The sequence below is a fragment of the Nocardioides stalactiti genome (assembly GCF_014180715.1).
GTDB lineage: Bacteria > Actinomycetota > Actinomycetes > Propionibacteriales > Nocardioidaceae > Nocardioides > Nocardioides stalactiti.
This window is the reverse complement of sequence record NZ_JACEFC010000044.1, coordinates 1-25,442: the sequence shown is the minus strand read 5'-3', so window position 1 is coordinate 25,442 and position 25,442 is coordinate 1. Positions and strand designations below refer to the sequence as shown.

General features: G+C 71.2%; 24 protein-coding genes, 1 tRNA gene and 1 riboswitch. Of the genes, 15 read left to right on the top strand and 10 right to left on the bottom strand.

What is annotated here, in order from left to right; all coding sequences use genetic code 11:
* The 3 genes from H0487_RS23360 to H0487_RS10835 form a co-directional block, all read right to left on the bottom strand.
* A partial coding sequence (locus H0487_RS23360) for a thiolase family protein (RefSeq protein ID WP_446685562.1) occupies window positions 1-453 on the bottom strand: 453 nt, incomplete at its 3' end.
* Entirely contained in the window at window positions 450-1,607 is a 1,158-nt protein-coding gene (locus H0487_RS10840; protein ID WP_446685564.1) for an acyltransferase domain-containing protein, read from the bottom strand. The genes H0487_RS10840 and H0487_RS23360, both read right to left, overlap by 4 nt.
* Before the next feature lie 144 nt (window positions 1,608-1,751).
* Window positions 1,752-2,918 carry a PucR family transcriptional regulator gene (locus H0487_RS10835; protein ID WP_312855905.1) on the bottom strand — a complete coding sequence of 389 codons (1,167 nt, stop codon included), beginning with the start codon at window positions 2,916-2,918 and terminating at the stop codon, window positions 1,752-1,754.
* 145 nt (window positions 2,919-3,063) lie between these two features.
* Here H0487_RS10835 and H0487_RS10830 point away from each other — a divergent pair, with 145 nt between their 5' ends.
* Window positions 3,064-4,026: an alpha/beta fold hydrolase gene (locus H0487_RS10830; protein WP_183094246.1), complete on the top strand. Its 963-nt coding sequence runs from the start codon at window positions 3,064-3,066 to the stop codon at window positions 4,024-4,026.
* Window positions 4,027-4,093: 67 nt separating this feature from the next.
* Here the strand turns inward: H0487_RS10830 and aceE are convergent, their stop codons facing one another.
* Window positions 4,094-6,829 (bottom strand): pyruvate dehydrogenase (acetyl-transferring), homodimeric type, encoded by a 2,736-nt coding sequence (aceE, locus tag H0487_RS10825; protein ID WP_312855906.1) that lies wholly within the window; start codon window positions 6,827-6,829, stop codon window positions 4,094-4,096.
* Between the two features lie 245 nt (window positions 6,830-7,074).
* Here aceE and H0487_RS10820 point away from each other — a divergent pair, with 245 nt between their 5' ends.
* From H0487_RS10820 to H0487_RS10800, 5 genes are all read left to right on the top strand, one after another.
* A complete protein-coding gene (locus H0487_RS10820) occupies window positions 7,075-7,503 on the top strand; it encodes a DUF3052 domain-containing protein (protein WP_183094244.1) in 429 nt (142 codons plus the stop codon).
* Window positions 7,504-7,539: 36 nt separating this feature from the next.
* Window positions 7,540-9,156 carry an AMP-binding protein gene (locus H0487_RS10815; protein WP_183094243.1) on the top strand — a complete coding sequence of 539 codons (1,617 nt, stop codon included), beginning with the start codon at window positions 7,540-7,542 and terminating at the stop codon, window positions 9,154-9,156.
* The gene (locus H0487_RS10810) at window positions 9,153-9,638 is read left to right on the top strand and encodes a peroxiredoxin (protein WP_183094242.1); all 486 of its coding nucleotides are present in this window, start codon (window positions 9,153-9,155) and stop codon (window positions 9,636-9,638) included. The genes H0487_RS10815 and H0487_RS10810 overlap by 4 nt, the downstream gene beginning before the upstream one ends.
* 224 nt (window positions 9,639-9,862) lie before the next feature.
* Window positions 9,863-9,934: transfer RNA gene (locus H0487_RS10805), tRNA-Val, on the top strand.
* A gap of 71 nt (window positions 9,935-10,005) precedes the next feature.
* Complete coding sequence (locus tag H0487_RS10800; protein ID WP_183094241.1) at window positions 10,006-10,539, top strand: hypothetical protein; 534 nt, start codon at window positions 10,006-10,008, stop codon at window positions 10,537-10,539.
* Between the two features lie 12 nt (window positions 10,540-10,551).
* Here H0487_RS10800 and H0487_RS10795 read toward each other — a convergent pair whose 3' ends face one another.
* Together H0487_RS10795 and H0487_RS10790 are read right to left on the bottom strand one after the other, a co-directional pair.
* Window positions 10,552-11,130: a hypothetical protein gene (locus H0487_RS10795; protein ID WP_183094240.1), complete on the bottom strand. Its 579-nt coding sequence runs from the start codon at window positions 11,128-11,130 to the stop codon at window positions 10,552-10,554.
* 89 nt (window positions 11,131-11,219) lie between these two features.
* Complete coding sequence (locus tag H0487_RS10790; RefSeq protein WP_220793293.1) at window positions 11,220-11,492, bottom strand: superinfection immunity protein; 273 nt, start codon at window positions 11,490-11,492, stop codon at window positions 11,220-11,222.
* A gap of 119 nt (window positions 11,493-11,611) precedes the next feature.
* Here H0487_RS10790 and H0487_RS10785 point away from each other — a divergent pair, with 119 nt between their 5' ends.
* Both H0487_RS10785 and H0487_RS10780 read left to right on the top strand, forming a co-directional pair.
* Entirely contained in the window at window positions 11,612-11,965 is a 354-nt protein-coding gene (locus tag H0487_RS10785) for a hypothetical protein (protein WP_183094239.1), read from the top strand.
* Window positions 11,966-11,969: 4 nt separating this feature from the next.
* Window positions 11,970-12,872, top strand: coding sequence for a serine/threonine-protein kinase (locus H0487_RS10780; RefSeq protein WP_183094238.1), 903 nt, complete (start codon window positions 11,970-11,972; stop codon window positions 12,870-12,872).
* Window positions 12,873-12,879: 7 nt separating this feature from the next.
* Here the strand turns inward: H0487_RS10780 and H0487_RS10775 are convergent, their stop codons facing one another.
* Genes H0487_RS10775 through H0487_RS10765 form a run of 3 tightly spaced genes read right to left on the bottom strand, consistent with a single transcriptional unit; the run spans window position 12,880 to window position 15,405 of the window.
* Window positions 12,880-13,548, bottom strand: a complete 669-nt coding sequence (locus tag H0487_RS10775) for a response regulator transcription factor (protein WP_183094237.1) — start codon at window positions 13,546-13,548, stop codon at window positions 12,880-12,882.
* On the bottom strand, window positions 13,533-15,011 hold the full coding sequence (locus H0487_RS10770) for a sensor histidine kinase (protein ID WP_246383361.1): 1,479 nt from the start codon (window positions 15,009-15,011) through the stop codon (window positions 13,533-13,535). The genes H0487_RS10775 and H0487_RS10770 overlap by 16 nt, the downstream gene beginning before the upstream one ends.
* Window positions 14,995-15,405 (bottom strand): hypothetical protein, encoded by a 411-nt coding sequence (locus tag H0487_RS10765; RefSeq protein ID WP_183094236.1) that lies wholly within the window; start codon window positions 15,403-15,405, stop codon window positions 14,995-14,997. Before H0487_RS10765 ends, H0487_RS10770 begins: the two co-directional genes overlap by 17 nt.
* 187 nt (window positions 15,406-15,592) lie before the next feature.
* On the opposite strand from H0487_RS10765, the gene H0487_RS10760 reads away from it, so the two are divergent.
* Both H0487_RS10760 and H0487_RS10755 read left to right on the top strand, forming a co-directional pair.
* Window positions 15,593-17,143: an AMP-binding protein gene (locus H0487_RS10760; RefSeq protein ID WP_183094235.1), complete on the top strand. Its 1,551-nt coding sequence runs from the start codon at window positions 15,593-15,595 to the stop codon at window positions 17,141-17,143.
* A 32-nt stretch (window positions 17,144-17,175) separates the two neighbouring features.
* Complete coding sequence (locus H0487_RS10755; RefSeq protein ID WP_183094234.1) at window positions 17,176-18,510, top strand: adenylate/guanylate cyclase domain-containing protein; 1,335 nt, start codon at window positions 17,176-17,178, stop codon at window positions 18,508-18,510.
* A gap of 3 nt (window positions 18,511-18,513) precedes the next feature.
* Here the strand turns inward: H0487_RS10755 and H0487_RS10750 are convergent, their stop codons facing one another.
* Window positions 18,514-18,918 (bottom strand): hypothetical protein, encoded by a 405-nt coding sequence (locus H0487_RS10750; RefSeq protein ID WP_183094233.1) that lies wholly within the window; start codon window positions 18,916-18,918, stop codon window positions 18,514-18,516.
* A riboswitch (cobalamin riboswitch) is annotated at window positions 18,915-19,057 on the top strand. (Overlaps the previous gene by 4 nt.)
* A gap of 35 nt (window positions 19,058-19,092) precedes the next feature.
* Between H0487_RS10750 and cobN the strand changes: the two genes are divergently transcribed.
* The 5 genes from cobN to H0487_RS10725 form a co-directional block, all read left to right on the top strand.
* Entirely contained in the window at window positions 19,093-22,713 is a 3,621-nt protein-coding gene (gene cobN, locus H0487_RS10745) for a cobaltochelatase subunit CobN (protein ID WP_183094232.1), read from the top strand.
* Window positions 22,713-23,477, top strand: coding sequence for a precorrin-6A synthase (deacetylating) (cobF, locus tag H0487_RS10740; RefSeq protein ID WP_220793292.1), 765 nt, complete (start codon window positions 22,713-22,715; stop codon window positions 23,475-23,477). The genes cobN and cobF overlap by 1 nt, the downstream gene beginning before the upstream one ends.
* The gene (locus H0487_RS10735; protein WP_183094231.1) at window positions 23,464-23,826 is read left to right on the top strand and encodes a (2Fe-2S) ferredoxin domain-containing protein; all 363 of its coding nucleotides are present in this window, start codon (window positions 23,464-23,466) and stop codon (window positions 23,824-23,826) included. The genes cobF and H0487_RS10735 overlap by 14 nt, the downstream gene beginning before the upstream one ends.
* Window positions 23,823-25,208: a cobyric acid synthase gene (locus H0487_RS10730; RefSeq protein ID WP_183094230.1), complete on the top strand. Its 1,386-nt coding sequence runs from the start codon at window positions 23,823-23,825 to the stop codon at window positions 25,206-25,208. The genes H0487_RS10735 and H0487_RS10730 overlap by 4 nt, the downstream gene beginning before the upstream one ends.
* Window positions 25,205-25,442 (top strand): precorrin-6A/cobalt-precorrin-6A reductase (locus H0487_RS10725; RefSeq protein ID WP_183094229.1); only part of this gene is annotated, 238 nt, incomplete at its 3' end. The genes H0487_RS10730 and H0487_RS10725, both read left to right, overlap by 4 nt.

The window sequence follows — 25,442 nt, the reverse complement described above, 5'->3', positions numbered from 1 at the left end:
CCGCTCGACGCCGATGACGCCGACGTAGCGGGCGCTGCCGCCGCGGACCAGGTCGGAAGCCAGCGCGACGCCGTGGCAGAAGCCGGCGCACGCGGCGGAGATGTCGAACGCCGCGGCGCCGTCGGTGCCGAGCTCGTGGGCGACCGCAGTGGCCGCGGACGGGGTCTGCAGCAGGTGGCTGACGGTGGCGAGGATGACGCAGTCGACCTGGCGCGGGTCGATGCCCGCCGCCTCGAGTGCGTCGCGGGACGCGCTCACCGACATGGCCACGACGGTCTCGGAGTCGTCGGCGAAGCGGCGGGTCTTGATGCCGGACCGCTGCTGGATCCACTCGTCGCTGGAGTCGATCGCGTCGACGATCTCGGCGTTGGGAACCACCCGGGCAGGACGGTAGGCGCCGACACCGAGGATGCCGGCGTACGCCGCACCCGTCTCGACGTTGAGGGTGGTCATGCAGCGCCGCCCTCGGGGTGGAGGCGGAGCAGTGGCTGGCCGGGAGCGACGATGTCGCCGTCCTCGACGAGCCACTCGACGACCTGGCCGCCTTGCTGTGCCGTGACCGCGATCCGGTCGCGGAGGCTGGCGNCGATCCGGTCGCGGAGGCGGGCGACGTCGCCGATGGTGACGCCCGGGGCGAACGAGGCGGCGTCGCCGGCCTGCTCGTCGCGGTGGAAGACGCCCTTGACGGGGGAGACGACCATCCGCCAGGTCGGGGACGTCTCGATCGGGGACGCCTCGCCGTGCTTCTCGCAGAACTCGCGGGCCGCGTCGAGCTGGTCCGGGGTGTTGAGCGAGAAGGTCTCGACGTCCATGCCGAGGTTGCGGAAGTAGCGCTTGGCGATGCCGGTCAGGGTGCCGGCCGGCGGCATCTCCATGAAGCCGGTGACACCGAGATCGGCCATGGTCTCCAGGCACAGGTCCCACCGCACCGGGCGGGCGATCTGGCCGACCACGCGGCTCAGGACCTCCTCGCCCCGGTGGATGACCGAGCCGTCGCGGTTGGAGATGAACCGAGTGCGCGGGTCGTGGACGGTCACCGACCGGGCCAGCCCGGCGACGTGGTCGACGGCCGGCGCCATGTGGGGCGAGTGGAAGGCGCCCGCGACGGAGAGCGGGCGCAGCTTGGCCTTGGCGGGCGGCTCGTCGGCGAACGCGGCGAGCTGCTCCATCGTGCCGGCGGCCACGATCTGGCCGGGACCGTTGTCGTTGGCGGCGACGAGGCCGTGCTTCTCGATCGCGGCGAGGACCTCGTCGCGGTCGCCGCCGAGGACGGCGGTCATGCCGGTCGGGGTGACGGCCGAGGCGTCGGCCATGGCGCGGCCGCGCTCGCGGACGAGCACCATCGCCTGCTCGGCGCTGATGACGCGCGCCGCCGTGGCAGCCGCGATCTCACCGACGCTGTGGCCGGTCACGGCGCCCAGCTTGGTGTAGGCGTCCGCAGGATGCGGGAACAGCTCGAGCGCGGTGACGAGCGTCGAGGCCACCAGCAGCGGCTGGGCGATCCGCGTGTCCCGGATCTCCTCGTCACCCGCCTCGGTGCCGTAGTGGGCGAGGTCGAGGCCGGCCACCGTGGAGAGCCAGTTCAGGCGCGCGGCGAACGTCGGCACCTCCAGCCATGGGCGGAGGAATCCGGGGGTCTGGGCACCCTGTCCGGGAGCGACGATGACGAGCACACGTCCAATGTGCCTCGTGGATGGGCCGGAGCGCGCCTCCGGCGCTCACGAACTCGCCGAGGCGACTTTGTGGGGTTCCTACAAACGACCGAGGGTGAGCGCGAGCTGGAGCGTCAGCGCGTCGCGCGGCCGGGAGGGCGTGAGGCCGGTCAGGTCGGCGACCTGGCCGAGCCGGTAGCGCACCGTATTCGGGTGCACGAACAGGGCTCTGGCGGTCGGCTCGATCGACGAGCCGTTGTCGAAGTATGCCGAGAGCGTCTCGACGAGCGTCCCCCGGGCCTGGGCCAACGGTTCGTACACGCTGTCAATGGCCTCCATACGCGCCCCGTCGTCACCTGCGAGGATCCGCTCCGGCAGCAGGTCCTCGCTCAGCACCGGACGGGGGGCTCCGGGCCAGCCTGCGGCGGCCCGCAGGCCGGCGCTCGCCGCCTGGGCGGAGAGGTAGGCGTGCCCGAGGTCGGCGGCCACGGGGCCCACGACGACCGGGCCGTCGCCGAAGAGGTGGACGATCGCGGTGGCGGCCTTCTCCGGGTGGGCGACGCCACCGAGGATGACGACCAACCGGTGACCCTGGACGGCGCCGAGGGCATCCATGCCGGCGCCGCGCGCGGCTCGTCGTACGGCGTCGACGAGACCGGCCTCGGTGCGCTCCTCGGGGACCGCGCCCAGCACCACGGCGACCTCGCCGCGGGCACCCCACCCGACCGCGCTCGCGCGGGAGAGCACGGCGTCGTCGGTCTCGTCACGCAGCACGGCGTCGACCACGAGCGCCTCGAGGCGGGCGTCCCACGCCCCGCGGACCTCCGCGGCGCGGGCATAGACCTCGGCCGTCGCGAACGCGGCCTCCCGCCCGTAGCGCAGGATCGCGTCGTGGACCATGTCGAGGTCCTCGGGATCGATGATGCTCTCGAGGTTCTGCTCGACGACGTCGAAGCTGAGGCGGATCAGGTCGACCGTCTGGTGCAGGCTGATCGTGCCCGCCAGGGTCTGCGGCGTCCCACCGAACAGCGAGGCCTCCCTGACCTGGCTGAACGCCAGCGACCCGGTGTCCTGCTTGAACCACTCGATGAAGTCCTGGATGCCTGCCTGGACGATCAGCCCGACCCAGGACCGCTCCTCGGCACTGAGGTCGGCGAACCACGGCAGGTCCACCTCCATCCGCCCGGAGGCGGCCGTGCTGAGGCGTCCAGCAGCACCACGGAACTGCCGGACCGCTCGGGTCCGGGGGTTCGGGGAACGGGACACGGGTGAAGCCTACGGACCCGGTTCGGGTCAAGGGGTGTATCGGACCGGGGAATTAACACGGGAGGGCTGTCTGCCCCCGAGCGGTGCATGGTTGAATCCGGTTCTACCCGGGCGGAAGTCGAGGTCGCCGGGGGGAAGGAACACCATGACCGACAGCGTCACCGGAACAGAGACCCAGTTCCTCACCCTCCACGGCAAGCGCCGCGCGTTCGTCAAGACCGGGTCCGGACCGGCGCTCCTGCTGCTCCACGGACTGGCCTGCGACAGCACCACGTGGAACAGGGTCATCCCGATCCTGGCGAAGAAGTACACCGTCATCGCGCCCGACCTGCTCGGCCACGGCCTCTCGGACAAGCCGCGTGCCGACTACACGCTCGGGGGCTACGCCAACGGGATGCGCGACCTGCTGACCATCCTCGGCATCGACAAGGTCACGGTGGTCGGTCACAGCTTCGGCGGCGGCGTGGCGATGCAGTTCGCCTACCAGTTCCCCGAGCGCACCCAGCGGGTGATGCTGGTGTCGTCCGGCGGCCTCGGTCCCGAGGTCACGCCGATCATCAAGCTCATCCAGGCCCCTGGGTGGGAGCAGGTGATGCGTGTCCTCACCCTGCCCGGCATCCGGCACGTCGAGACGGCCGCGCTGCGCGCGCTGTCGACGTACGGCGGTGGCGGGCTGCGCAAGTACACCCGCGACCTCGACGAAGCCGCCGCCATCGTCGACTCGTGGGCGGACCGCCGTACCCGGTTCGCGATCCGGCACCTGGTCCGGGCCGTCATCGACTGGCAGGGCCAGATCGTCACCATGTCCGACCGTGCGTACCTGACCGAGACGATGCCGATGGCGGTCGTCTGGGGCCGAGACGACCAGGTCATCCCGGTGCGGCACTCCAGCAACGTCGCTGCGCTCGCGCCCGAGGCGTCGGTGAGGGTGCTCCCGGACAGCGGCCACTTCCCGCACCGCGACCACCCTGAGGAGTTCGCCCGGCTGCTCGACGAGTTCGTCAGCACGAGCGAGCCGGCGGTCTACAACCGGGCGAAGTTCCGGCGGCTGCTTCGCCAGGGGAGCGCAGCGGAGCCCACACCCCTCGTGAGCGTGGGCACCGCGTAGTCGTTGCATCCGGTCTACATGTCGTGAATCGGCGAAATCACGACAGGTAGACCGGGTACGACGCGGGTCAGGCGTCGCCGCCCTCCTGCATCACGCCGGCAACGGCCGTCGGGTCGTCGATCCGGTACTGCTGGAACGCCTTCTCGACGACCGCGCTGTCGATCTCGCCCGCGTCGGCCAGCGCCTGGAGCGCCTGGACCACGACCGACTCCGCGTCGATCCGGAAGAAGCGGCGGGCCGCCGGCCGGGTGTCGGCGAAGCCGAAACCGTCCGCACCCAGCACCCGGTAGTCCTCCGGCACCCAGCGGGCGATCTGCAGCGGGACTGCCCGCATGTAGTCCGACACGGCGACGACCGGACCGGCGGAGCCGGTCAGCTTCTCCGTGACGTACGGCGTCCGCGGGGTCTCGCCCGGGTGGAGCAGGCTCCACTCCTCGGCAGCGACCGCGTCGCGAGCCAGCTCGTTCCACGAGGTCACCGACCATCGGTCGGCCGCCACGCCCCACTCCTCGCGGAGCATCCGGGCGGCCTCCTCGATCCACGGCAGGGCGACGCCCGACGCGAGCAGGCGCACCCGCGGACCGTCACCCTCGGCCACGCTGACGCGGTGGATTCCCTTCAGGATCCCCTCGACGTCGACGTCCTCGGGCTCGGCCGGCTGGCTCACCGGCTCGTTGTAGACAGTGAGGTAGAAGATGACGTTCTCGCCCTGCCCCTCCGGTCCGCCGGTGCCGTACATCCGCTCGAGACCGTTGCGCATGATGTGTGCGATCTCGTAGGCGTAGCCGGGGTCGTAGTGCACGACCGCGGGGTTCGTCGCCGCGATGAGCGGTGAGTGTCCGTCGGCGTGCTGGAGACCTTCACCGGTCAGCGTCGTCCGGCCCGCGGTGGCGCCCACGAGGAAGCCGCGACCGAGCTGGTCGGCCATGGCCCAGATCGAGTCGCCGGTCCGCTGGAACCCGAACATCGAGTAGAAGATGTAGAACGGGATCATGTGCTCGCCGTGGGTCGAGTACGCCGTGCCGGCGGCCGTTGCCGAGGCCAGCGCCCCCGCCTCCGAGATGCCCTCGTGGAGCATCTGGCCCTGCGGCGACATCTTGTACTGGAGCAGCATGTTGCGGTCGACGGACTCGTAGGTCTGGCCGGCCGGGTCGTAGACCTTCGCCGACGGGAACATCGCGTCCATGCCGAAGGTGCGGTACTCGTCGGGCGCGATCGGGACGATCCGCTTCCCGATGCCCGGCTCCTTCATCCAGTCCTTGAGCAGCCGGACGACCGCCATCGTGGTGGCGATCTTGTGGGTGCCCGAGCCCTGCTTGAGCTCGCCGTACAGCTTCTCCGCGGGCAGCTCCAGCGGGGTGGACCGCACCACCCGCCGGGGGAGCGACCCGCCGAGGGACCGCCGGCGCTCGAGCATGTACTCGATCTCCGGGGACTGCATGCCGGGGTGGAAGAACGGCGCCGTGCCCTTCTCCTCGTACGTCGACTCGAGGTCGCGGTCGGAGATCGGGAGGTAGAGGCGGTCGCGGAACTTCTTCAGGTCCGCCATCGACAGCTTCTTCATCTGGTGGGTGGCGTTCTTGCCCTCCAGCGAGTCGATCGTCCAGCCCTTGATGGTGTGGGCCAGGATGACCGTCGGCTGACCGGTGTGCTTGGTCGCCGAGTCGAACGCCGCATAGACCTTGCGGTAGTCGTGACCACCGCGCGGCAGCTTCTCGATCTGACGGTCGCTCATGTGCTCGACCATCTTGCGCAGCCGCGGGTCCGGCCCGAAGAAGTGCTCGCGGTTGTAGGCGCCGTCCTCGACCGAGAACGTCTGGAACTGTCCGTCGGGCGTGGTGTTCATCTGGTTCACGAGCACGCCGTCGACGTCGCGGGCGAGCAGCTCGTCCCACTCGCGGCCCCAGATGACCTTGATGACGTTCCACCCGGCACCGCGGAAGTTGGCCTCCAGCTCCTGGATGATCTTGCCGTTGCCCGTGACCGGGCCGTCGAGCTGCTGCAGGTTGCAGTTGACCACCCAGACCAGGTTGTCGAGCTCCTCACGCGCCGCGATCCGGATGGCGCCCAGCGACTCGGGCTCGGCCATCTCGCCGTCGCCGAGGAACGCCCACACCGACTGCTGGTCGGTGTCCTTGATCCCGCGGTTGTGCAGGTAGCGGTTGAAGCGGGCCTGGTAGATCGAGTTGATCGCGGTCAGGCCCATCGAGACCGTCGGGAACTCCCAGAACTCCGGCATCAGCCGCGGGTGCGGGTACGACGGCAGCCCCTGCCCGACACCGTGCTGGACCTCCTGGCGGAACCGCGAGAGCTGCTGCTCGGTGAGGCGACCCTCGAGAAACGCGCGGGCGTAGATGCCGGGGGAGCCGTGGCCCTGGATGAAGACCTGATCGCCGCCGCCCGGGTGGTCCTTGCCGCGGAAGAAGTGGTTGAAGCCGACCTCGTAGAGGCTCGCGCTGGACTGGTAGGTGGCGATGTGGCCGCCGACCTCGAGGCCCTTGCGGTTGGCGCTCGACACCATCACCGCGGCGTTCCAGCGGATGAACGCGCGGATCCGGCGCTCGATGTCCTCGTCGCCCGGGAACCACGGCTCGCGCTCCGGCGGGATCGTGTTGATGTAGTCGGTGCTGCGCAGGGCGGGCACGCCGACGGCCTTCTGGCGCGCCCGCTCGAGGAGGCGCAGCATCACGTAGCGGGCGCGCTCGCGTCCGCGCTCGTCGAGGAGCGCGTCGAACGAGTCGATCCAGTCCTGGGTCTCGTCGGGGTCGATATCGGGGAGCTGGGTCGGCAGGCCCTCGTGGATGACCGCCGGGGCGGGTGCGGGCCTGTTCGACGCCGCGCTGGGGTCCGTCGTGTTGGTTGCTTCGGGGTCTCCGGTCACCCGGCCATCGTGGCACCGAATGCGGCTCCGGAAAATCTACCCAGCGGTAGCCATGACGACCCACAGGCGGACGGTGGTTGCGCGCCGCCTCCAACTCCGCTGGACTACTCCCCACACCGGGGCTCCGAGAGCGGTGCCCCGACAACAGCAATGGACTGGAGGAACCCGTGAGCGCCACCGCGGACGGCGGGACCGAAGCGAACGGACCCGCGCACCGTCTCGGACTGAAGCCGGGCATGGTCGTCCAAGAGCTCGGCTGGGACCAGGACACCGACGACGGCCTCCGGGTTGCGATCGAGGACGCCATCGACGGCGACATGGTCGACGGCGACTACGGCAACGTGGTCGAGGCAGTCGTCCTCTGGTGGCGCGACGACGACGGGGACCTCGTCGACGGCCTCTTCGACTCGATCACCGACCTTGTCGGCGGCGGGGTCATCTGGCTCCTGACGCCCAAGATCGGTCGTCCGAACGCCGTCGACCCGGCCGACATCGCCGAGGCGGCGCCCGTCGCCGGACTGGCGCTCACCACCACGGCTGCGGTCAGCGCCGACTGGGTCGCGACCCGGCTCGTCGCCCCGAAGACGGTCGGCTGACCCGCCGCCACCTACCAGGCGGTAACGTCCCTCTCCATGGGATCGAAGTCCTCGCGGGTCCGTGATGCCGCCTTCAGCCTGAAGACCCTTATCGAGTCCGGGATCGTCCGGCCCTACGGGCCGCGCAAGCTCACGGGCATCGTGACGTCGTTGACCAAGTGGGGCACCGCGCCGGCCGGCGGCTTCCGAGCGCTGGCGAAGCGCGACCCCGATGGCGTGGCGATCATCGACGAACGCGGTGAGCTCACGTTCGGCGAGCTGCACCGTCGGACCAACGCGCTCGCCCGCGGGCTACGGGAGCGCGGCGTGAAGGAGGGCGACGGCGTCGCAGTGATGTGCCGCAACCACCGTGGCTTCATCGAGGCGTCGATCGCGATCAACAAGCTCGGCGCCGACGTGCTCTACCTCAACACCGCGTTCGCCGGCCCTCAGCTCGTGGAGGTCGTCGACCGCGAGGCCCCCCGGGTCGTCGTGTACGACGAGGAGTTCGCCGGCCTGCTCGAGGGTGTCCAGGTCGAGGACCGGGTCATCGCGTGGACCGACGGCGAGGCGGGCGACGACACCATCGACGGCCTCATCCGTCGCGCGGCGTCCAGCGACGACCTCGACCCCCCGAAGCGCTCCTCGCGCACGATCATCCTGACGTCGGGCACGACCGGCACGCCCAAGGGCGCGCCGCGCCCGCAGGGCGGGATCCCGGCGGCGGTCTCGCTGCTGTCGCGGATGCCGCTCAAGGCCGGCTGGCGCTGTCACATCGCGGCGCCCCTGTTCCACACCTGGGGCTTCGCGCACTACCAGCTCGCGATGCTGCTCGGCACCACCATGGTGCTGACCCGCAAGTTCGACCCGGAGAACGCGTTGCAGCTGATGGAGGACCACGACTGCGACTCGATCGTGGTCATCCCCGTGATGCTCCAGCGGATCCTGGCGCTGCCGGAGGACCGGCTCGACGCGCACCGGCTGCCCCGGCTCAAGGCGGTCGCCTCGTCCGGCTCCGCGCTGCCCGGCGACCTGCCCACCCGCTGGATGGATCGGTACGGCGACAACCTCTACTCGATCTACGGCTCGACGGAGGTGGCGTGGGCGAGCATCGCAACCCCGCAGGACCTGCGTGAGGCACCCGGCACGGCCGGCGGGATCCCGCACGCAACCGTCGTGAAGATCCTCGACCCCGACGGCAAGGAGCTCCCGGTCGGCGAGTCCGGCCGGATCTTCGTCGCCAACGACCTCCAGTTCGAGGGCTACACGGGCGGCGGCCACAAGGAGGTCGTCGACGGGCTCATGTCCACCGGTGACGTGGGTCGCTTCGACCCGGACGGGCGGCTCTACGTCGAGGGCCGTGACGACGAGATGATCGTGTCCGGCGGCGAGAACGTCTTCCCCAAGGAGGTCGAGGACTGCATCGCCAAGCTCGACGGCGTCGCCGAGGTCGCCGCGATCGGCGTCGACGACGACGACTACGGCAAGCGGCTGCGGGCTTTCGTCGTGCGCGCCGACGGCGCCGACGTCTCCGACGACGACGTGAAGGGCTGGGTCAAGCAGAACCTCGCTCGCTACAAGGTGCCGCGGGAGATCGTGTTCCTCGACGAGCTGCCACGCAACGCGACCGGCAAGGTGCTCAAGCGTGAGCTCGCCGAGGTGGAGGCCCCGTGACCGACGCGCCACCCGGCGCCGGCCTGGCGCTCGGGGGTCCCGCTCCGGACTTCACGCTGCGCGACCAGTTCGGGCAGGACGTCACGCTCTCGTCGTACCGCGGGACGAAGGCGGTCCTCATCCTCTTCTACCCGTTCGCCTTCAGCGGCGTCTGCACGGGCGAGATGAGCCAGCTCCGGGCTCGGCTCGACGAGTTCCTCACCTTCGACACCGAGGTCGTCGCGATCTCCTGCGACCCGATCTATGCGCTCCGCTCGTGGGCGGATGCCGACGGTCTCAACTTCCCGCTGCTCAGCGACTTCTGGCCGCACGGGGCGGTGGCGAAGGCCTACGAGGTCTTCGACGAGTCCGACGGGACGGCCTTGCGCTCGTCGTACGTCGTGGGAAGGGACGGCAACCTGGCGTGGGCGGTCCACAACCCACGTGGTGACGGCCGTGACCTCGACGAGCACCTCAAGCAGCTCCGCGCGGCGGCCGACTGACCCGAACGGGTCAGTCGTCTAGTCCGTGCGGGTCAAATTCGACGTCATTTGTGACATTGGACTTGGCTCTGTGTACCAGTCTGGTTACAGTTCAGTCGTCGAACCGCTGGTGACCCGAGACGCCAGCGGTTCGATTCATTTTGTCGGGTCGAGCGTGGAGACGCCGGGCTGGTCGGGTTTCGAGGGCGGGGGCGGCAGCGGGTAGGCTCGCCGCCGCTGAATGCGGGCGCATAGCTCAGCGGTAGAGCTCCTGCCTTACAAGCAGGCGGTCACAGGTTCGATCCCTGTTGCGCCCACGCGAATTGCAACCTCTTCGTCCTCGAGTGCGTCTGTTGTTCCAACAGCCCCCGATCTGAAGGACCTGACGATGAGACGAGCAGTACTGGCGTTCCTGGCCGCACTCCTGGTGCTGGCCGCCCTCGGCCCGGCTCCCGCCTCCGCCGCGAGCGGATCGATCACCGACCCGAGCAACGACGCCGGCGCCCGCATCGACATCACGCGGCTCAAGGTGCAGAACGGCGACCACCGGGTCAACTTCGAGCTCGACGTGCGCGACCTGCGCAAGCGCGGCCAGTTCAGCTTCGACTACTGGGGTGGCACGAGCGGCAACCCGCCGGCCCGCAGCGCCATCGTCGTGGTCCGCTACAACGGCGGCGACATCAAGGCGCGCCTCTATGTCTGCGACACCGAGGAGTGCCCGCAGGAGCCGTGCCAGGGCCTGACCGCGGAGTGGAAGCGCGCCGCTGACGTGGTGACCGCTTCGCTCCCGCAGCGCTGCTACCCGCGTCCCGCAGCGAACCCCGATGCTCCGGCGCCGTCGGTGGGCAGGTTCTTCGCCTACGGCTCGCTGAACGACCACTACGACGAGCTCGACGGCCAGGTCACCGTCCAGCGCGGCTGACCCGATCGGGTCTCACATCGCCCAGGTGACGCCGTCCAGGCTCGTGAACGCGATCGCGTCGTCGAAGGTGTCCTCGTAGTCGGCCTGGAGGAAGCCGGTCGGGTCGACGAGGATCCGACCGGGCTTGCTGCCGTCGAGGTTCGTGACCACGTACACAGGCGCCGAGGGCCGGACCGCGGCGGGGAGCCGGGCGAACGCTGTCGTGGCGCCGCCGGAGATCGCGCCGCGCAGGTGGATGACGCCCTGGACGTCGACAGCCCACCCCGGCGGCCGCTCGGCGCCGTTCGCGTTGACCCAGCCGTACAGCAGAACGAAGTCGTGCCACTGGAGCGGGGCGACGTCGGTCGCGGTGACGGACCCGTTCTTGATGTCGACCCCGCCGATGGTCTCGTTGAGGATCTTGCCGCTCACGACGCTGTCGGGGGCGAGCTTGGGTTGGGTGACCGCGCCGGTCGCGATGTCGGCGGTCGTCACCAGGTCCGCGGCGATGCTCGGCACCGGGGACAGGGTGAGGGCGAGCGCTGCCAAGGCGTAGGCGGCACCGTGGCGGCGGAGGTGGCCGCCGGGGTGGCGGTGGGGGCGTTCGGACATGCGGGAGCCTTCCGTCAGGCTCCAGTCCGGGTGCGGGAGCGTCGACCCACTATGACCCTGCGGGGCCGGTGCGTCAGCCGCTTCGCCGATCAGCCGAGGACGTCCCGGGGCTCGGCCGCGCTCCAGACGCGGAGCCCGGCGACCCGGTGCCGCCCGACCGCCAGGGTGAGCGCGACGAACCAGCCGATCACGGTCCAGCCGGCCCAGAAGTTGAGCGCGCCGATCAGCGGGGCGTTGGCCTTGCCGCGGGTCGTCGCGATCGCCCACGGCAGCAGGTAGCCGCAGGTGAAGAACGTCGCCATCCAGGACACCAGGGCCTGCCGCGCGCGGTCCTGCTTGTCGGTCACGATCTCCAGGTACATGCGCGCACCCTAGTGCGCGGCGGCGGTCGGTGAGAGTCCTCTCACCGACCGCTCATGGCTGGCTCACCGCCTCTGGATTGACTCGAGACATCGCCGCACCACGACAGAAAGGGCGAACGATGAAGATCAATCCACTTCGCATGCTGACCCTGGGCCTGGCCGGACTGGTGGCAACGGGGCTGATCGCGTTCCAGCAGAGCGCGGGCGCCAGCGTCGACCCCTCGGTCCTCAAGCGGGACGAGGACAACGCCGACGTCGTCCTCATGGACGACGATGACGACGACGACACCAACACCCGCAGCCGGTCGCGGAACACCGCCAGCGACAGCTCCCGGACGGGGGGTCGCAGCGGCCGCGACGACAGTCGCAGCGTCCGGGAGGTGAAGGACTGGACGAAGGACGGTCCCGGCACGAGCAAGCGCGACTGGTCGCAGAACAACACCAACGACCGCAGCCGCAACAACACCCGGTGACGCCATGACGTCATCCCTCGCGCCGGCCGAGAGCTGGTGCCTGCAGGAGGGTGACGCGATCACCCCCGAGCTGACCGCCCTGCGGCTGCTCGGGGGTGGGTCGGCGTACGAGGCCTTCCTCGCCTTCGACGAGATCACCTACGGACCGGTCGTCGTCAAGGTCGTCCGCCCCGCCGAGGCCGACGACGCCGAGACGCTGCACGGCCTCGAACGGGAAGCACGGGCGCTGGAGGTCGCGAACCACCCGGTCGTGGTCCGTGGGTTGCGACACCAGGTCGACGGTCCGCGACCGCACCTGGTGCTCGAGCACATCGAAGGACCGAGGTTGTCCACGCTGATCCGTCGGCACGGTCGGCTCTCCGAGCAGCAGTACGTGCCGCTGGCCATCGACCTCGCCTCGGCGTTGCACTTCTTCCGGCATGCCGACGTCTGCCACCTCGACATCAAGCCGAGCAACCTGATCATGGGGTCACCTGCCCGCATGATCGACCTCTCGGTCGCTCGCTCCGCTGCCTCCGCGACCGCGATCCGAGGTGTGATCGGGACCGACGCCTACCTCGCGCCCGAGCAGGCAGATCCCGGCAGCGGCGGGCAGGTCCCGGGGTACGCCAGTGACGTCTGGGGCCTCGGTGCGACGTTGTTCCACGCGATCGCGGGGGAGCGTCCCTTCCGCGCCGGGCACCGGGACGGCGCGACGCCGTACGAACGCCATCCGCAGGTGCGGGACGTGCCAGGGCCGCTGCCGAGCGGGATCGCCCCGGAGGTGGCCGAGATCATCGGCGCCGCGTTGGCGCCTGCCCCTGGCGATCGGCCGCTCCCGCACGAGATCTCCGAAGCGCTCGAGCCGGTGCTGGCACGGCAACCGAAGGCGCGACTGACGTTCAAGGTCAACGCGAGTCCGGCGTGAGCGTGCGTCAGCCGTTGAACCGGTAGCCCATCCCGCGGGCGGTCGAGATGCTGTCGGCGCCGAACTTCTTGCGCAGGTAGCCGACGTACACGTCGACCACGTTGGAACCGGGGTCGAAGTCGAGGCCCCACACGTGGTCGAGCAGCTGCTCACGGGAGAGCACCTGCCCCGGGTTGGTCAGGAACATCTCGGCGAGGGCGAACTCCCGCGCCGACAGGTCGTGCTCCTTGCCGGCGACCGTCGCGCGGCGGGTGCGCAGGTCGAGGCGCACCTGGCCGGCGGCGATCGTCTCGGGTCGCCCCTCTCCCGTGCCGGGCACCTGGCGGAGCCGCAGCCGGATCCGCGCGCTCAGCTCGGCGAAGCGGAACGGCTTCGACATGTAGTCGTCGGCGCCGCCCTCCAGCGCGGAGACGGTGTCGGTGACCGAGTCCCGAGCGGTGAGCACGATCACGGGCACGCGGGAGCCCTGGGACCGCAGCTGGTCCAGGACGTCGAAGCCGTCGATCTGAGGGAGGCCGATGTCGAGGACCACCAGGTCGAAGTCGCCGCTCATCGCGTGCTCGAGGCCGGTCAGCCCGTCGGCCACCGCCACGGCGGTGTGCCCCTCCGCGCGCAGTCCCTTGCCGATGAACGAGGCGATCCGGTGCTCGTCCTCGACGATCAGGATCCGTGCCATGTCTCCTCCGTGGGTACGAGCCGGGTGGTGCTGGTCTGGTCGTCCTGCGGCGTCTGCCGTACGACGGGAAGCGCGATCACGAACCGTGACGTCTCGTCGACGTAGGCGCGGCCCCCGTGCGCACGAGCGATCGCGCTGACGATCGAGAGGCCCAGGCCGAACCCCTCGTCCCCCTGCGGCACGACCGCCCGTCCGAACCGTTGGAAGATCCGCTCCCGATCCTCCGGTCGCACCCCGCGGCCCCCGTCGCGCACCCAGAAGGTGAGGGTGCCGGCGTCGATGCCGGCCCCCAGCACGACCTCGTCGCCGACGGTCGTGTGCTTGACCGCGTTGTCGGCCAGCTGGAGCAGCGCCTGGGTCAGCCGCTGCGGGTCGAGAACGACGGTCTCCCCGGCGGCGAGGGACGTGATCTCCAGCCGCCACGTGCGCTCGCCGAGGCCGCGGGCCTTCGCCAGGACGGTCGCGGTCAGATCCGCCGGATCCGCGGGCCGGACGGACAGGAAGTCGGGTCGTTCGCTCTTCGCCAGGACGATGAGGTCGGAGACCAGTCGCGCCATCCGGTCGACCTCGTCGAGCAGCAGGGTGCGGGTCTCCGCCACCTCCGAGGGATCGCCCTCGTCGAGGAGCTCGAGGTGGCCGCGCAGCACGGTCAGCGGCGTGCGCAGCTCGTGCCCGGCGTCATCCAGGAACTGCCGCTGCCCGACGAAGGCCGACTCCAGGCGATCGAGCATCCCGTTGACCGTGTGGGTGAGGGCAGTGATGTCGTCGTTGCCGGTCTCGGGTACGCGTCGGGAGAGGTCGGTGGCGCTGATCTCGTCGGCGGTCCGACGCAGCGTCCGCAGCGGAGCGAGCAGACGACCGGCCTGCCACCAGGCGGCCCCGGTGATCACCAACATCGAGAGCAGCGCCACGATCGCGTAGGTGCGCATGGTGGCAGCGAGCTCGGCGCGGTCCTCGTCGAGGTAGGCGACCACGAGGAGTGCCCCCGTCTGCTGTCCCTGGCGCACGGGTTGGCTGGTGATCCGTACCTCACCGTCTGCGGTGTCGATCCGTGTGGAACCGCCCGTGCTCACCAAGGGTGCCGCGGCGGCGAGGAAGACCGGGTCCCGGACCAGGTCGTCATCGGGGAAGTAGACCTTGGGACGGCCCCTGACCCATCCCACCAGGAGCTCGTCGTCGTCGGGCACGTTGCGGCGCAGGAAGGCGGTCAGCAGCCCCTCGACGTCGAAACGTCGGCCGGTCTGGGGGTCGACCCCCACGCGCTGGAGGCGGCCGAACTCGTCGAGCTCCTGCTCGACCTCCCGCTCGACCGAGGCCTCGACCCGTTCGACCTCGATCAGGTACACGATCAGGCCGGCCCCGGCCAGGGCCGCGCTCACCAGGAGCGCGACTGCCGCGGTGATCCGGACCCTGACCGACAGGCCTGACCGCTGCGGTGCGCGCTGCTCAGTCGTCGCCGTCATCGCCCCCGTCATCGCCCCCGTCGCGGTCACCCCTGTCGTCCCTGTCGTCCCTGTCGTCCCTGTCGTCCCTGTCGTCGCGGTCGTCGCGGTCGTCGCGGTCGTCCAGGTCATCCTCCTCCTCGATGGGGGTGGGTGAGATCACCGGACCGCCGTCGGGTTCGGGATCCTCCCGGCCGGAGCCGACCTCGTCATCGCCCGTGCTGCCGTGGTCGGTCCTCGCTGGCTCCGAGGGGCGCGAGGGGCGCGGTGACGGGGGGCTGTCCGAGCTGTCGTCGTCCCGCAGGATGATCGGCGCTCGCGCGGGCGGTTCGTCGTCTGCCGCGCTGACCAGGGAGCCGACGACGAAGCCGCCGAGCGGCAAGGCGATCGCCAGCGGGAGCAGGAGCTTGAGCAACGGACTCATGACAAGGACGATCCTCGCCGATCGTGGCGGGTCCGTGAGGGGTGGGTGAGAGGACTCTCATCGACCGTTCGCCGCAGACGGTCCCGCGTTCGTCGCGTTCGAACCGCGGGCAACGCCCACGCAACCTCCCGCGGCAATACAGTGACGATCGTCACCGCCCCCTCGCACCGGAGGACCGATGTTCGTACCGTTCAGCGTCCGTGACTTCCTCGACCGGGCCGTCGCCGTGTACGGCGAACGCGTCGGCGTCATCGACGAGCCGGACCAGCCGGCCCCGAGCCAGGGGTCGCTGACCTACGCCGAGATCGGCGAGCTGGCGCGGCGGCAGGCCGCCCGTCTCGACCAGCTCGGGATCGCCCCGGGCGAGCGCGTCGCGATCGTCAGCCACAACAGCAGTCGCCTTCTGACCTCCTTCTTCGGCGTCTCGGGCTGGGGCCGGATCCTGGTGCCGATCAACTTCCGGCTGCGCCCCGACGAGATCCAGTACATCGTCGAGCAGTCGGGCTCCCGGGTGCTGTACGTCGACCCCGAGCTCGAGGAGTCGCTCAAGGGTGTCGAGGTCGAGCACAAGTTCGTCATCGGCACGGACACCGACCTGTACGCCGCCCCGGGCACCGAGCCGGCAGCGTGGGAGCACGACGAGAGCGCGACCGCGACGATCAACTACACCTCGGGCACGACCGCGCGGCCCAAGGGCGTGCAGATCACGCACCGCAACATCTGGACCAACGCCGTCACGTTCGGTCTGCACACGACGATCAGCGACCGCGACGTCTACCTCCACACTCTCCCGCAGTTCCACGCCAACGGGTGGGGCATGCCGTTCGCGATGACCGGGGTCGGCGCGCAGCACATCATCCTGCGCAAGATCGACGGGGCCGAGATCCTGCGCCGCGTCCGCGACCACGGCGTCACCATGATGTGCGCCGCCCCCGCGGTGGCCGCGGCCGTCCTGGACGCGCTCCCGAGCTGGGAGGGCGAGGTCCCCGGCCGGGACACCGTGCGGATCGTGATGGCAGGCGCCCCGCCACCCACCAAGACCGTGGCCCGCGTCGAGCAGGAGCTCGGCTGGGAGTTCATCCAGATCTACGGCCTCACCGAGACCTCGCCGGTGCTGACCGTCAACCGTCGCCGGGCCGAGTGGGACGACCTCGAGCCCGAGGAGCGGGCCCAGAAGCTCACCCGTGCCGGCTCGCCCGCTCTCGGCGTGACGTTGAAGATCGACGAGTCGGAGGAGGGCGCGGGCGAGGTGCTCGCCCGCTCCAACGTGGTCCTCGAGGGCTACTGGGAGAAGCCCGAGGAGACCGACGCCGCCCTCAAGGACGGCTGGTTCCACACCGGTGACGGCGGGATCCTCGGTGACGACGGGTACCTGACGATCGCGGACCGCAAGAAGGACGTCATCATCACCGGTGGCGAGAACGTCTCCTCGATCGAGGTCGAGGACGCCCTCTTCTCGCACCCGGCGGTCGCCGAGGTCGCCGTCATCGGCGTACCCAGCGAGAAGTGGGGGGAGACGATCAAGGCGCTCGTCGTCCTGGCGCCCGGACACGTCTCGGACGGCATGGAGGCCGAGCTGATCGCCTGGTGCAAGCAGCGGCTCGCCGGCTACAAGGCGCCGACGTCGGTGGAGTTCCCCGCGGAGCTCGCGCGAACGGCGACCGGAAAGCTGCAGAAGTTCAAGCTGCGAGCCCCATACTGGGAAGGACGCGACCGCCAGGTGAACTAGCTCCGGTCCACCGCGCGGCGCAGGGGGTGGTGATGTTCCCGAGTCCGAAGGTCGGCTACGCGCCGCGGGGCGACGGCGCTCATGTCGGCTACTGGATCTTGGGCGAAGGGCCTCCGGTCATCTCCTGGCCGGGCGGCACCATCACCGCGAGCGCGATCTTCGACGAGCCGCGGGTGGCCCGGTTCATGCGCGAGCTGGCGACGTTCTCCACGCGGATCATGATCGACCGACGGGGGATCGGCTACTCCGACCCGTTGCCGCCGGGTTCGCTCCCGACGATGGAGGAGCAAATGGCCGACCTGCTCGCGGTCCTCGACCATCTCGGCATCGACGAGGTCGTCCTGAGTGCCAACGCGTGGGACGCCCAGGCGACGCTGCAGTTCGCGGTGGCCCACCCCAATCGGGTCTCCAGCCTCGTCGTCACCTCGGCCACGCCGTTCCCCGGGAGTGCTCCGGGCTGGGAGGGCGGGGTGCCCGTCGAGGTGATCGAGCAACTGGCCAAGGAGTACGACCGCCCGGGTCAGGGTCTCGGGCCGGCGCGGATCCTGGACGTGCTGGCGCCGAGCCTGACCGACGACGACGACCTGGAGGCCTGGATGGCGGACGGTGGTCGGGTCAGCCCCGCAACAGCCCGGGCCTACACGGAGATGGCCTTCCAGACCGACGTCCGTGACCTCCTCCATCGGATCGCGGTCCCGACACTGATCCAGCACAGCACCCGTGACCGCTGGACGCCGGTGGCCGGCGCCCGCTTCATGAACGCCGAGATCCCGGGTTCGCGACTCGTGGAGTACGACTCCGACAACCACCTGTTCTTCTGCGACCACGTCGACGAGAAGCTCGCCGAGATCGAGTCGTTCCTCGAGGGCGACCAGGCGACGCACGCGCAGCGGCGGTTGCTCACCGTCCTCTTCACCGACGTCGTCGGATCGACCGAGCGGCTGTCCACGACCCCCGACGTGCGCTGGACCGCGCTGCTCGACGAGGTCGACAGCACGGTGTCCCGCCAGGTCCTCCGCAACAACGGCAAGGTCTGCAAGAGCATGGGCGACGGCCACCTCGCCCTCTTCGAACGGCCGAGCGACGCGGTCACGGCTGCCCGTGGGATCGCCCGGGCGCTGCGGGTGATCGGCGTCGAGATCCGCGCCGGGGTGCAGATCGGCGAGGTGGAGATGCGCGGCGAGGACGTCGCGGGCGTCGCTGTCCACGTCGGGGCGCGGGTGAGCGGTCAGGCAGGGGCGGGGGAGGTGCTCGTGACCCGCACGGTCGCGGACCTGCTCGCCGGGTCGGCGTACTCCTGCGTCCCCGTCGGGGACGTCGAGCTCAAGGGCCTGCCGGGGACCTGGGCGCTCTTCCGCGTGGTGTGACGGTCAGCCCGCGCGGTCGACCGACCAGCCCGCCGCCGCCAGCTCCGCCTCCGTCCGGTCGGTCCACGCGATCGACTCCGGGTCCTGGCTCGCCATCAGCACGATCCGGGTGCTGACCTGCGACGGCCGGGGCGGTACGACGAGCGCCTGCCCGCTCACCGGGTCGTCCTCGCCGCGCGCGCCGAGGCACGCGACCTGCTCGATCCGCAGGCCCAGCCGGCGCTGGTGGACGGCGAGGCTGAGGACCGCCACCCCCGAGCTGCCGTGGCCCTCCAGGTCCAGCGGGGCGCCGGACTCCCGGGCGTCGCCGACCGCGGTGAGCACCTGCTCGCGGGTCAGGCCGTCGACCAGCACCAGCGCGGGCGCCGGGAGCGGTGGCTGAGGGGTGGGCAGTGGCTCGTCGGACACAGGCTCCACCGTAGGGTCAGCACCACAGGTCCCGTGGAGCAGGAACCCGGTGTGAGTCCGGGGCGGTTCCGCCACTGTGATCCCGCAGCGCCGACCGGCGCCGGGTGAGCCAGACACTGGCCACGGGACGACCGATCCGATGAGGGGCGAGAACCCCGAGGAGGCTCCGCTGCCATGGTGCGCATCGCACTCTTCTCCACCTCCGACACCGACCTGCTGTCGGCCCGAGCCAGCGAGGCGGACTACACGCTCGCCAACCCCGGTCGGCCCGGGCACACCGACATGGCGACCGCGATCGAGGAGGCCGACCTGGTCGTGGCGCGCATCCTCGGCTCGCCGCACGACCTGTGCGCCGGCTTCGAGCGGATCCGCGCCACCGGGAAGCCGATGGTCGTGCTCGGCGGCGAGCAGACCCCCAGTGCCGAGCTGATGGAGCTGTCGACGGTGCCGGTCGGCGTGGCCGCCGAGGCCCACCGCTACCTCGCCGAGGGCGGTCCGGCCAACCTGGCCCAGCTGCACGCGTTCCTCTCCGACACGGTGCTGCTCACCGGTGAGGGCTTCGACCCGCCCGCCGCCATCCCGGCGTGGGGGCTGCTCGACAGGGCAGGAGTGGCATCTCGACCCGACGAGGTTGGCGACTCGGCACCGCAGGAGGGGCGACTCGCCCGGGTGGGCGTCCTCTACTACCGGGCGCACCACGCCAGCGGGAACACCGCGTTCGTGCACGCGCTGTGCGACGCGATCGACGCCACCGGCGACGCGGTGGCCGTGCCGGTGTTCGCCGGGTCGCTGCGCGCGGCGCCGGACGACCTGTTCGTGGCCCTCGGCGGGCTCGACGCCCTGGTGGTCACCGTCCTGGCCGCCGGTGGCAGCACCCCGGCCGCCGTCAGCGCCGGTGGCGACGACGAGACCTGGGACGTGGAGCGGATCGCCGCCCTCGACATCCCGGTGCTCCAAGGGCTCTGCCTGACCTCGAGCCGCGAGGAGTGGCAGGCCAACGACGACGGGGTGACCCCGCTCGACTACGCCAACCAGGTCGCCATCCCCGAGTTCGACGGCCGGATCAGCACCGCGCCGTTCTCGTTCAAGGAGATCGGCGCCGACGGGCTGCCGTCGTACGTCGCGGATGCGGAGCGGTGTGCGCGGGTCGCCGGCCTCGCCGTCGGCTACGCGCGGCTGGGCCGGGTCCCGGCAGGAGAGAAGCGGCTGGCATTGATGCTGAGCGCCTACCCCACGAAGCACTCGCGGGTCGGCAACGCCGTCGGCCTCGACACCCCGGTCTCGGCCGTCCGGCTGCTGCGCCGGCTGCGCGAGGCCGGCTACGACCTCGGCACCGACAACGAGGTGACCGCGATCCTCGCGATGGCGGACGACACCGAGGCCGGGGACGCACTCATCCACGCCCTCATCGCCGCCGGCGGCCAGGACGAGGAGTGGCTCACCCACGCGCAGCTCACCGACGCGCACGTGCGGATCAGCAAGGCCGACTACGACTCCTGGACCGCCGACCTCCCCGCCGACCTGCGCGACGGGATGGTGGATGCGTGGGGCGCGTCGCCGGGCTCGCTGTTCGTCAACGACGACGACGAGATCGTGCTCGCCACCCTCCGGGCCGGCAACGTGGTCCTGCTCATCCAGCCGCCGCGGGGCTTCGGCGAGAACCCGGTCGCGATCTACCACGACCCGGACCTGGCGCCGAGCCACCACTACCTCGCGGCGTACCGCTGGGTCCAGCACGGCTTCGGGGCTGACGCCGTCGTCCATCTCGGCAAGCACGGCTCGATGGAGTGGTTGCCGGGCAAGAACGCCGCGCTGTCGGCGTCCTGCGGGCCCGACGCCGCGATCGGCAGCATGCCGCTCATCTATCCGTTCCTCGTCAACGACCCGGGCGAGGGCGCGCAGGCCAAGCGCCGTGCGCACGCGACGATCGTCGACCACCTGGTGCCGCCGATGGCGCGGGCCGAGTCGTACGGCGCCGTTGCGCGGCTCGAGGGGCTGCTCGAGGAGTACGACAAGATCTCGGCGATGGACCCGGCGAAGCTCGCGGCCATCCGCGGCGAGATCTGGCAGCTGATGCACGCCGCCGAGCTGCATCGCGACCTCGGGCTCGAGGAGAAGCCCGACGACGAGGAGTTCGACGACTTCCTGCTCCACGTCGACGGCTGGCTCTGCGAGATCAAGGACGTCCAGATCCGCGACGGCCTGCACGTCCTCGGGCAGGCGCCCGAGGGTGAGGCGCGGGTCAACCTGGTGCTGGCGATCCTGCGAGCCGCCCAGGTGTGGGGCGGTCGCGCACACGCCGTGCCCGGGCTGCGCGCCGCGCTCGGCCTCGCGCCCGACGCGCCCACCACGGAGGTCGACCGGGTCGAGGCCGAGGCCCGTGAGCTGGTCGAGGCGATGGAGAAGGCGGGCTGGGACCCGGCCCGGGTCGAGGACCTGCACGGCGTCGCCGAGGTGCGGCAGGTGCTGGCCTTCGCCGCCACCGAGGTCGTCCCGCGGCTCGCCCGCACCACCGACGAGCTCGACCACACCCTGCACGCCCTCGCCGGCGGGTTCGTGCCGTCGGGGCCCTCCGGGTCGCCGCTGCGCGGCCTGGTCAACGTGCTCCCGACGGGCCGCAACTTCTACACCGTCGACCCGCGCGCCGTCCCGTCCCGGCTGGCCTGGCAGACCGGTCAGGCGATGGCGGACTCGCTGCTCCAGCGCTACCTCGACGACGAGGGCACCTATCCGACCTCGGTGGGCCTGTCCGTCTGGGGCACGTCGGCCATGCGGACCTCGGGGGACGACATCGCCGAGGTGCTGGCCCTGCTCGGCGTCCGGCCGGTGTGGGACGAGGCCTCCAAGCGGGTGACCGACCTGCACGTCGTACCGCTCGAGGAGCTGGGGCGGCCGCGGATCGACGTCACCGTGCGGATCTCGGGCTTCTTCCGCGACGCGTTCCCCCACGTCGTGGCGATGCTCGACGACGCCGTGCGGATGGTCGCCGACCTCGACGAGCCGCACGACCAGAACTTCGTGCGCGCCCACGCCCAGGACGAGATGAACGACCACCGCGACTGGCGGCGGGCGACCACCCGGATCTTCGGCTCCAAGCCGGGCTCGTACGGCGCCGGCATCCTGCAGGTCATCGAGTCGGGGACCTGGCGCGACGACGCCGACCTGGCCGAGGTCTACACGGCGTGGGGTGGCTTCGCCTACGGCCGCGGCCTCGACGGCGTACCGGCGGCCGACGACATGCGCTCCAACTACCGGCGGATCAAGGTCGCCGCGAAGAACATCGACACCCGCGAGCACGACATCGCCGACAGCGACGACTACTTCCAGTACCACGGCGGGATGGTCGCGACGATCCGTGCGCTGACCGGCACCGATCCGCGGGCCTACGTCGGCGACTCCACGACGCCGGACGCCGTCCGGACGCGGACGCTGCAGGAGGAGACCAACCGCGTCTTTCGCGCGCGCGTGGTCAACCCGCGCTGGATCGGCGCGATGCAGCGGCACGGCTACAAGGGTGCGTTCGAGCAGGCGGCGACGATCGACTACCTGTTCGGCTTCGACGCGACCGCCGGGGTCGTGCACGACTGGATGTACGACGCGCTGGCCAAGGAGTACGTCCTCGACGAGCAGAACCAGGAGTTCCTGCGCCGGTCGAACCCGTGGGCCCTGCGCGGCATGGTCGAGCGGTTGCACGAGGCTGCCTCGCGCGGCCTGTGGGCCGAGCCGGACCCTGAGGTGATCGCTGCGCTCCAGGCGGTCTACCTGGAGGTCGAGGGCGACCTGGAGGACAAGTGATGGCCGTGCGGGTCCGCATCGTCGGGGTCGGGATGGGGCCGCACCAGGTCACGCCCGAGGCCGCCGACGCGCTGCGCGCGGCCGACTACGCCATCGCAGCCGACAAGGGTCCCGACGACGGTCTGCTGGCGGTTCGGCGTGAGATCGCCGCCGCCCACGACCTTCCCGTCGTCGCCGTACCGGACCCGAAGCGCGACCGGCAGCCCGAGGGGGACGGTGCTTACGTCGGGGCCGTCGCCCACTGGCACGCGGCACGGGTCGCCGCCTACGAGGCGGTGCTCGCGGAGCGGGGCGGGACGGCCGCGTTCCTGGTGTGGGGAGACCCGGCGTTCTACGACTCGACGATCCGCATCGTCGAGAGCATCGCGGCGCGCGGCGTCGTCGAGGTCGAGTACGACGTGCTGCCGGGGATCAGCGCGCTCCAGCTGCTCGCTGCACGGAGCCGGATCGTGCTGCACGACGTGGGCCAGCCGCTGCACGTGACGACCGGCCGGCTGCTCGCCGCGGCGGTCGCGGGCGGGCAGACCAACATCGCGGTGCTCCTCAACCGCTCGGTCGAGCTCGACGGGCTCGAGGACTGGACGATCTGGTGGGGCGCCAACCTCGGGGCGGCCGGGGAGCGGCTCGTGTCCGGTCGGGTGGGCGACGTGGCCGAGGCGGTCGTGGCAGCCCGCGACGCGGCCAAGGCCGAGGCTGGCTGGGTGATGGATCTGTTCCTGCTCCGCGCGCCCGCTCCCGGTCAGGACGACGATGGCGCTGCCTGAGCGGGACGTGCTGCTGTGCCGCGACTGCTGCTGCGGTACCACGAAGAAGCACCCGGAGGCCGACCATCGCGCCCAGCGGGACGAGATCGAGGGACTCGATGATCCGGCCGGGCGCCGCGGTCCGCGGGTCCGGGTCCGCGTCGTCGACTGCCTCGACGAGTGCGACCGGTCGAACGTCGTGCTGGTCCGCGACTTCACCTGGTTCCCCGGAGGCAGGCGGCCCAAGGACACGTGGCTCGGCGGCGTCCTCTCTCCGACGTCGACCGGCGCTGTCGTCGACTGGGTGCGCGACGGTGGTCCCGTGCCCGCCGCGCTCCAGCGTCACGTCTTCCGCGGGAAGCGCGGATGACGGGGGCGGCGCTGCTCGTCGCCGGGATGACCTCCGACGCCGGCAAGAGCGTGGTGGTCACCGGTCTGTGCCGCGCCCTGTCCCGGCGCGGCATCCGGGTCGCGCCGTTCAAGGCCCAGAACATGTCGAACAACTCGATGGTCGTCGTCGACGCCGACGGGGTCGCGGGGGAGATCGGCCGGGCCCAGTGGGTCCAGGCGATCGCGGCCGGTGCGGTCCCGGAGGTCGCGATGAACCCGGTGCTGCTCAAGCCCGGCAGCGACCGGCGCAGCCACGTCGTCCGGATGGGACAACCCGACGGCGAGGTCTCGGCGCGCAACTGGCACGACGGTCGGGCGCGCCTCGCGGAGACCGCGTTCGCGGCGTTCGACGACCTGCGAGCGCGGTTCGACCTGGTCGTCGCCGAGGGCGCCGGCAGCCCGGCCGAGATCAACCTGCGGTCCTCGGACTACGTCAACATGGGCCTCGCGCGGCACGGCGGCGTCCCGACCGTCGTCGTCGGAGACATCGACCGGGGCGGTTGGTTCGCGGCGGCCTACGGCACCCTGATGCTCCTCGACGCCGAGGACCAGGCACTCATCAAGGGTTTCATCGTCAACAAGTTCCGCGGCGAGGTCGACCTGCTGCAGCCCGGGCTCGCGGACCTCGAGCAGCGGACCGGCCGACCGACGTACGGCGTGCTCCCGTGGCGCCCGGACGTCTGGCTGGACTCCGAGGACGCACTCGACCTGACGGCTCGCCGCTCGCTCGCGGGGGCGCGGAAGGTCGCCGTCGTCAGGTTGCCGCGGATCAGCAACTTCACCGACGTCGACGCGCTCGGTCTGGAGCCGGGGCTCGACGTCGTCTTCGTGTCCGACCCGGCGCGGCTCGCGGACGCCGACCTGGTGGTGCTGCCCGGCACCCGGTCGACCCTCGCCGACCTGGAGTGGCTGCGCTCGCGCGGGCTCGACCGGGCGATCCTCGCCCACGCGGCCGCCGGCCGGCCGGTCCTCGGGATCTGCGGCGGCTGCCAGATGCTCGGACGGAGCATCGCCGACCCCGTGGGCGTCGAGGGCCCCGCGGGTGCGTCGGTCGACGGCCTGGGGCTGCTGGACCTCACCACGACCTTCGCCGCCGACAAGACGCTGCGGGTGCACGAGCCGGCCGGCTACGAGATCCACCACGGCCGGGTCACCGGCGAGCGTCGCGCCGGATCGGTGACCGGCACGATGGTGCACGGGTCGCTCGAGGACGACGCCGCGCGGTCGTCGTACCTCGCGGGAGCGCTGGGGATGGATGCCACCGCCTCGTTCCCCGAGGCTCGCGAACGGCGGCTCGACCTCCTCGGCGACCTCGTCGAGGAGCACCTCGACGTCGACGCGCTGCTGGAGATGACCCGATGAGGGTGCTCATCCTCGGTGGCACCGGCGAGGCGCGTGAGCTGGCGGCACTGCTGGTCGGGGCCGGGCTCGACGTGACCTCGTCGCTCGCCGGCCGGGTCGCCGAGCCGAGGCTGCCCGTCGGCGAGGTGCGGATCGGCGGCTTCGGGGGAGTCGACGGCCTCCGCTCCGCCCTCGGTGCGTACGACGTCGTGGTCGACGCCACCCACCCGTTCGCGGCCGGGATGTCGGCCAACG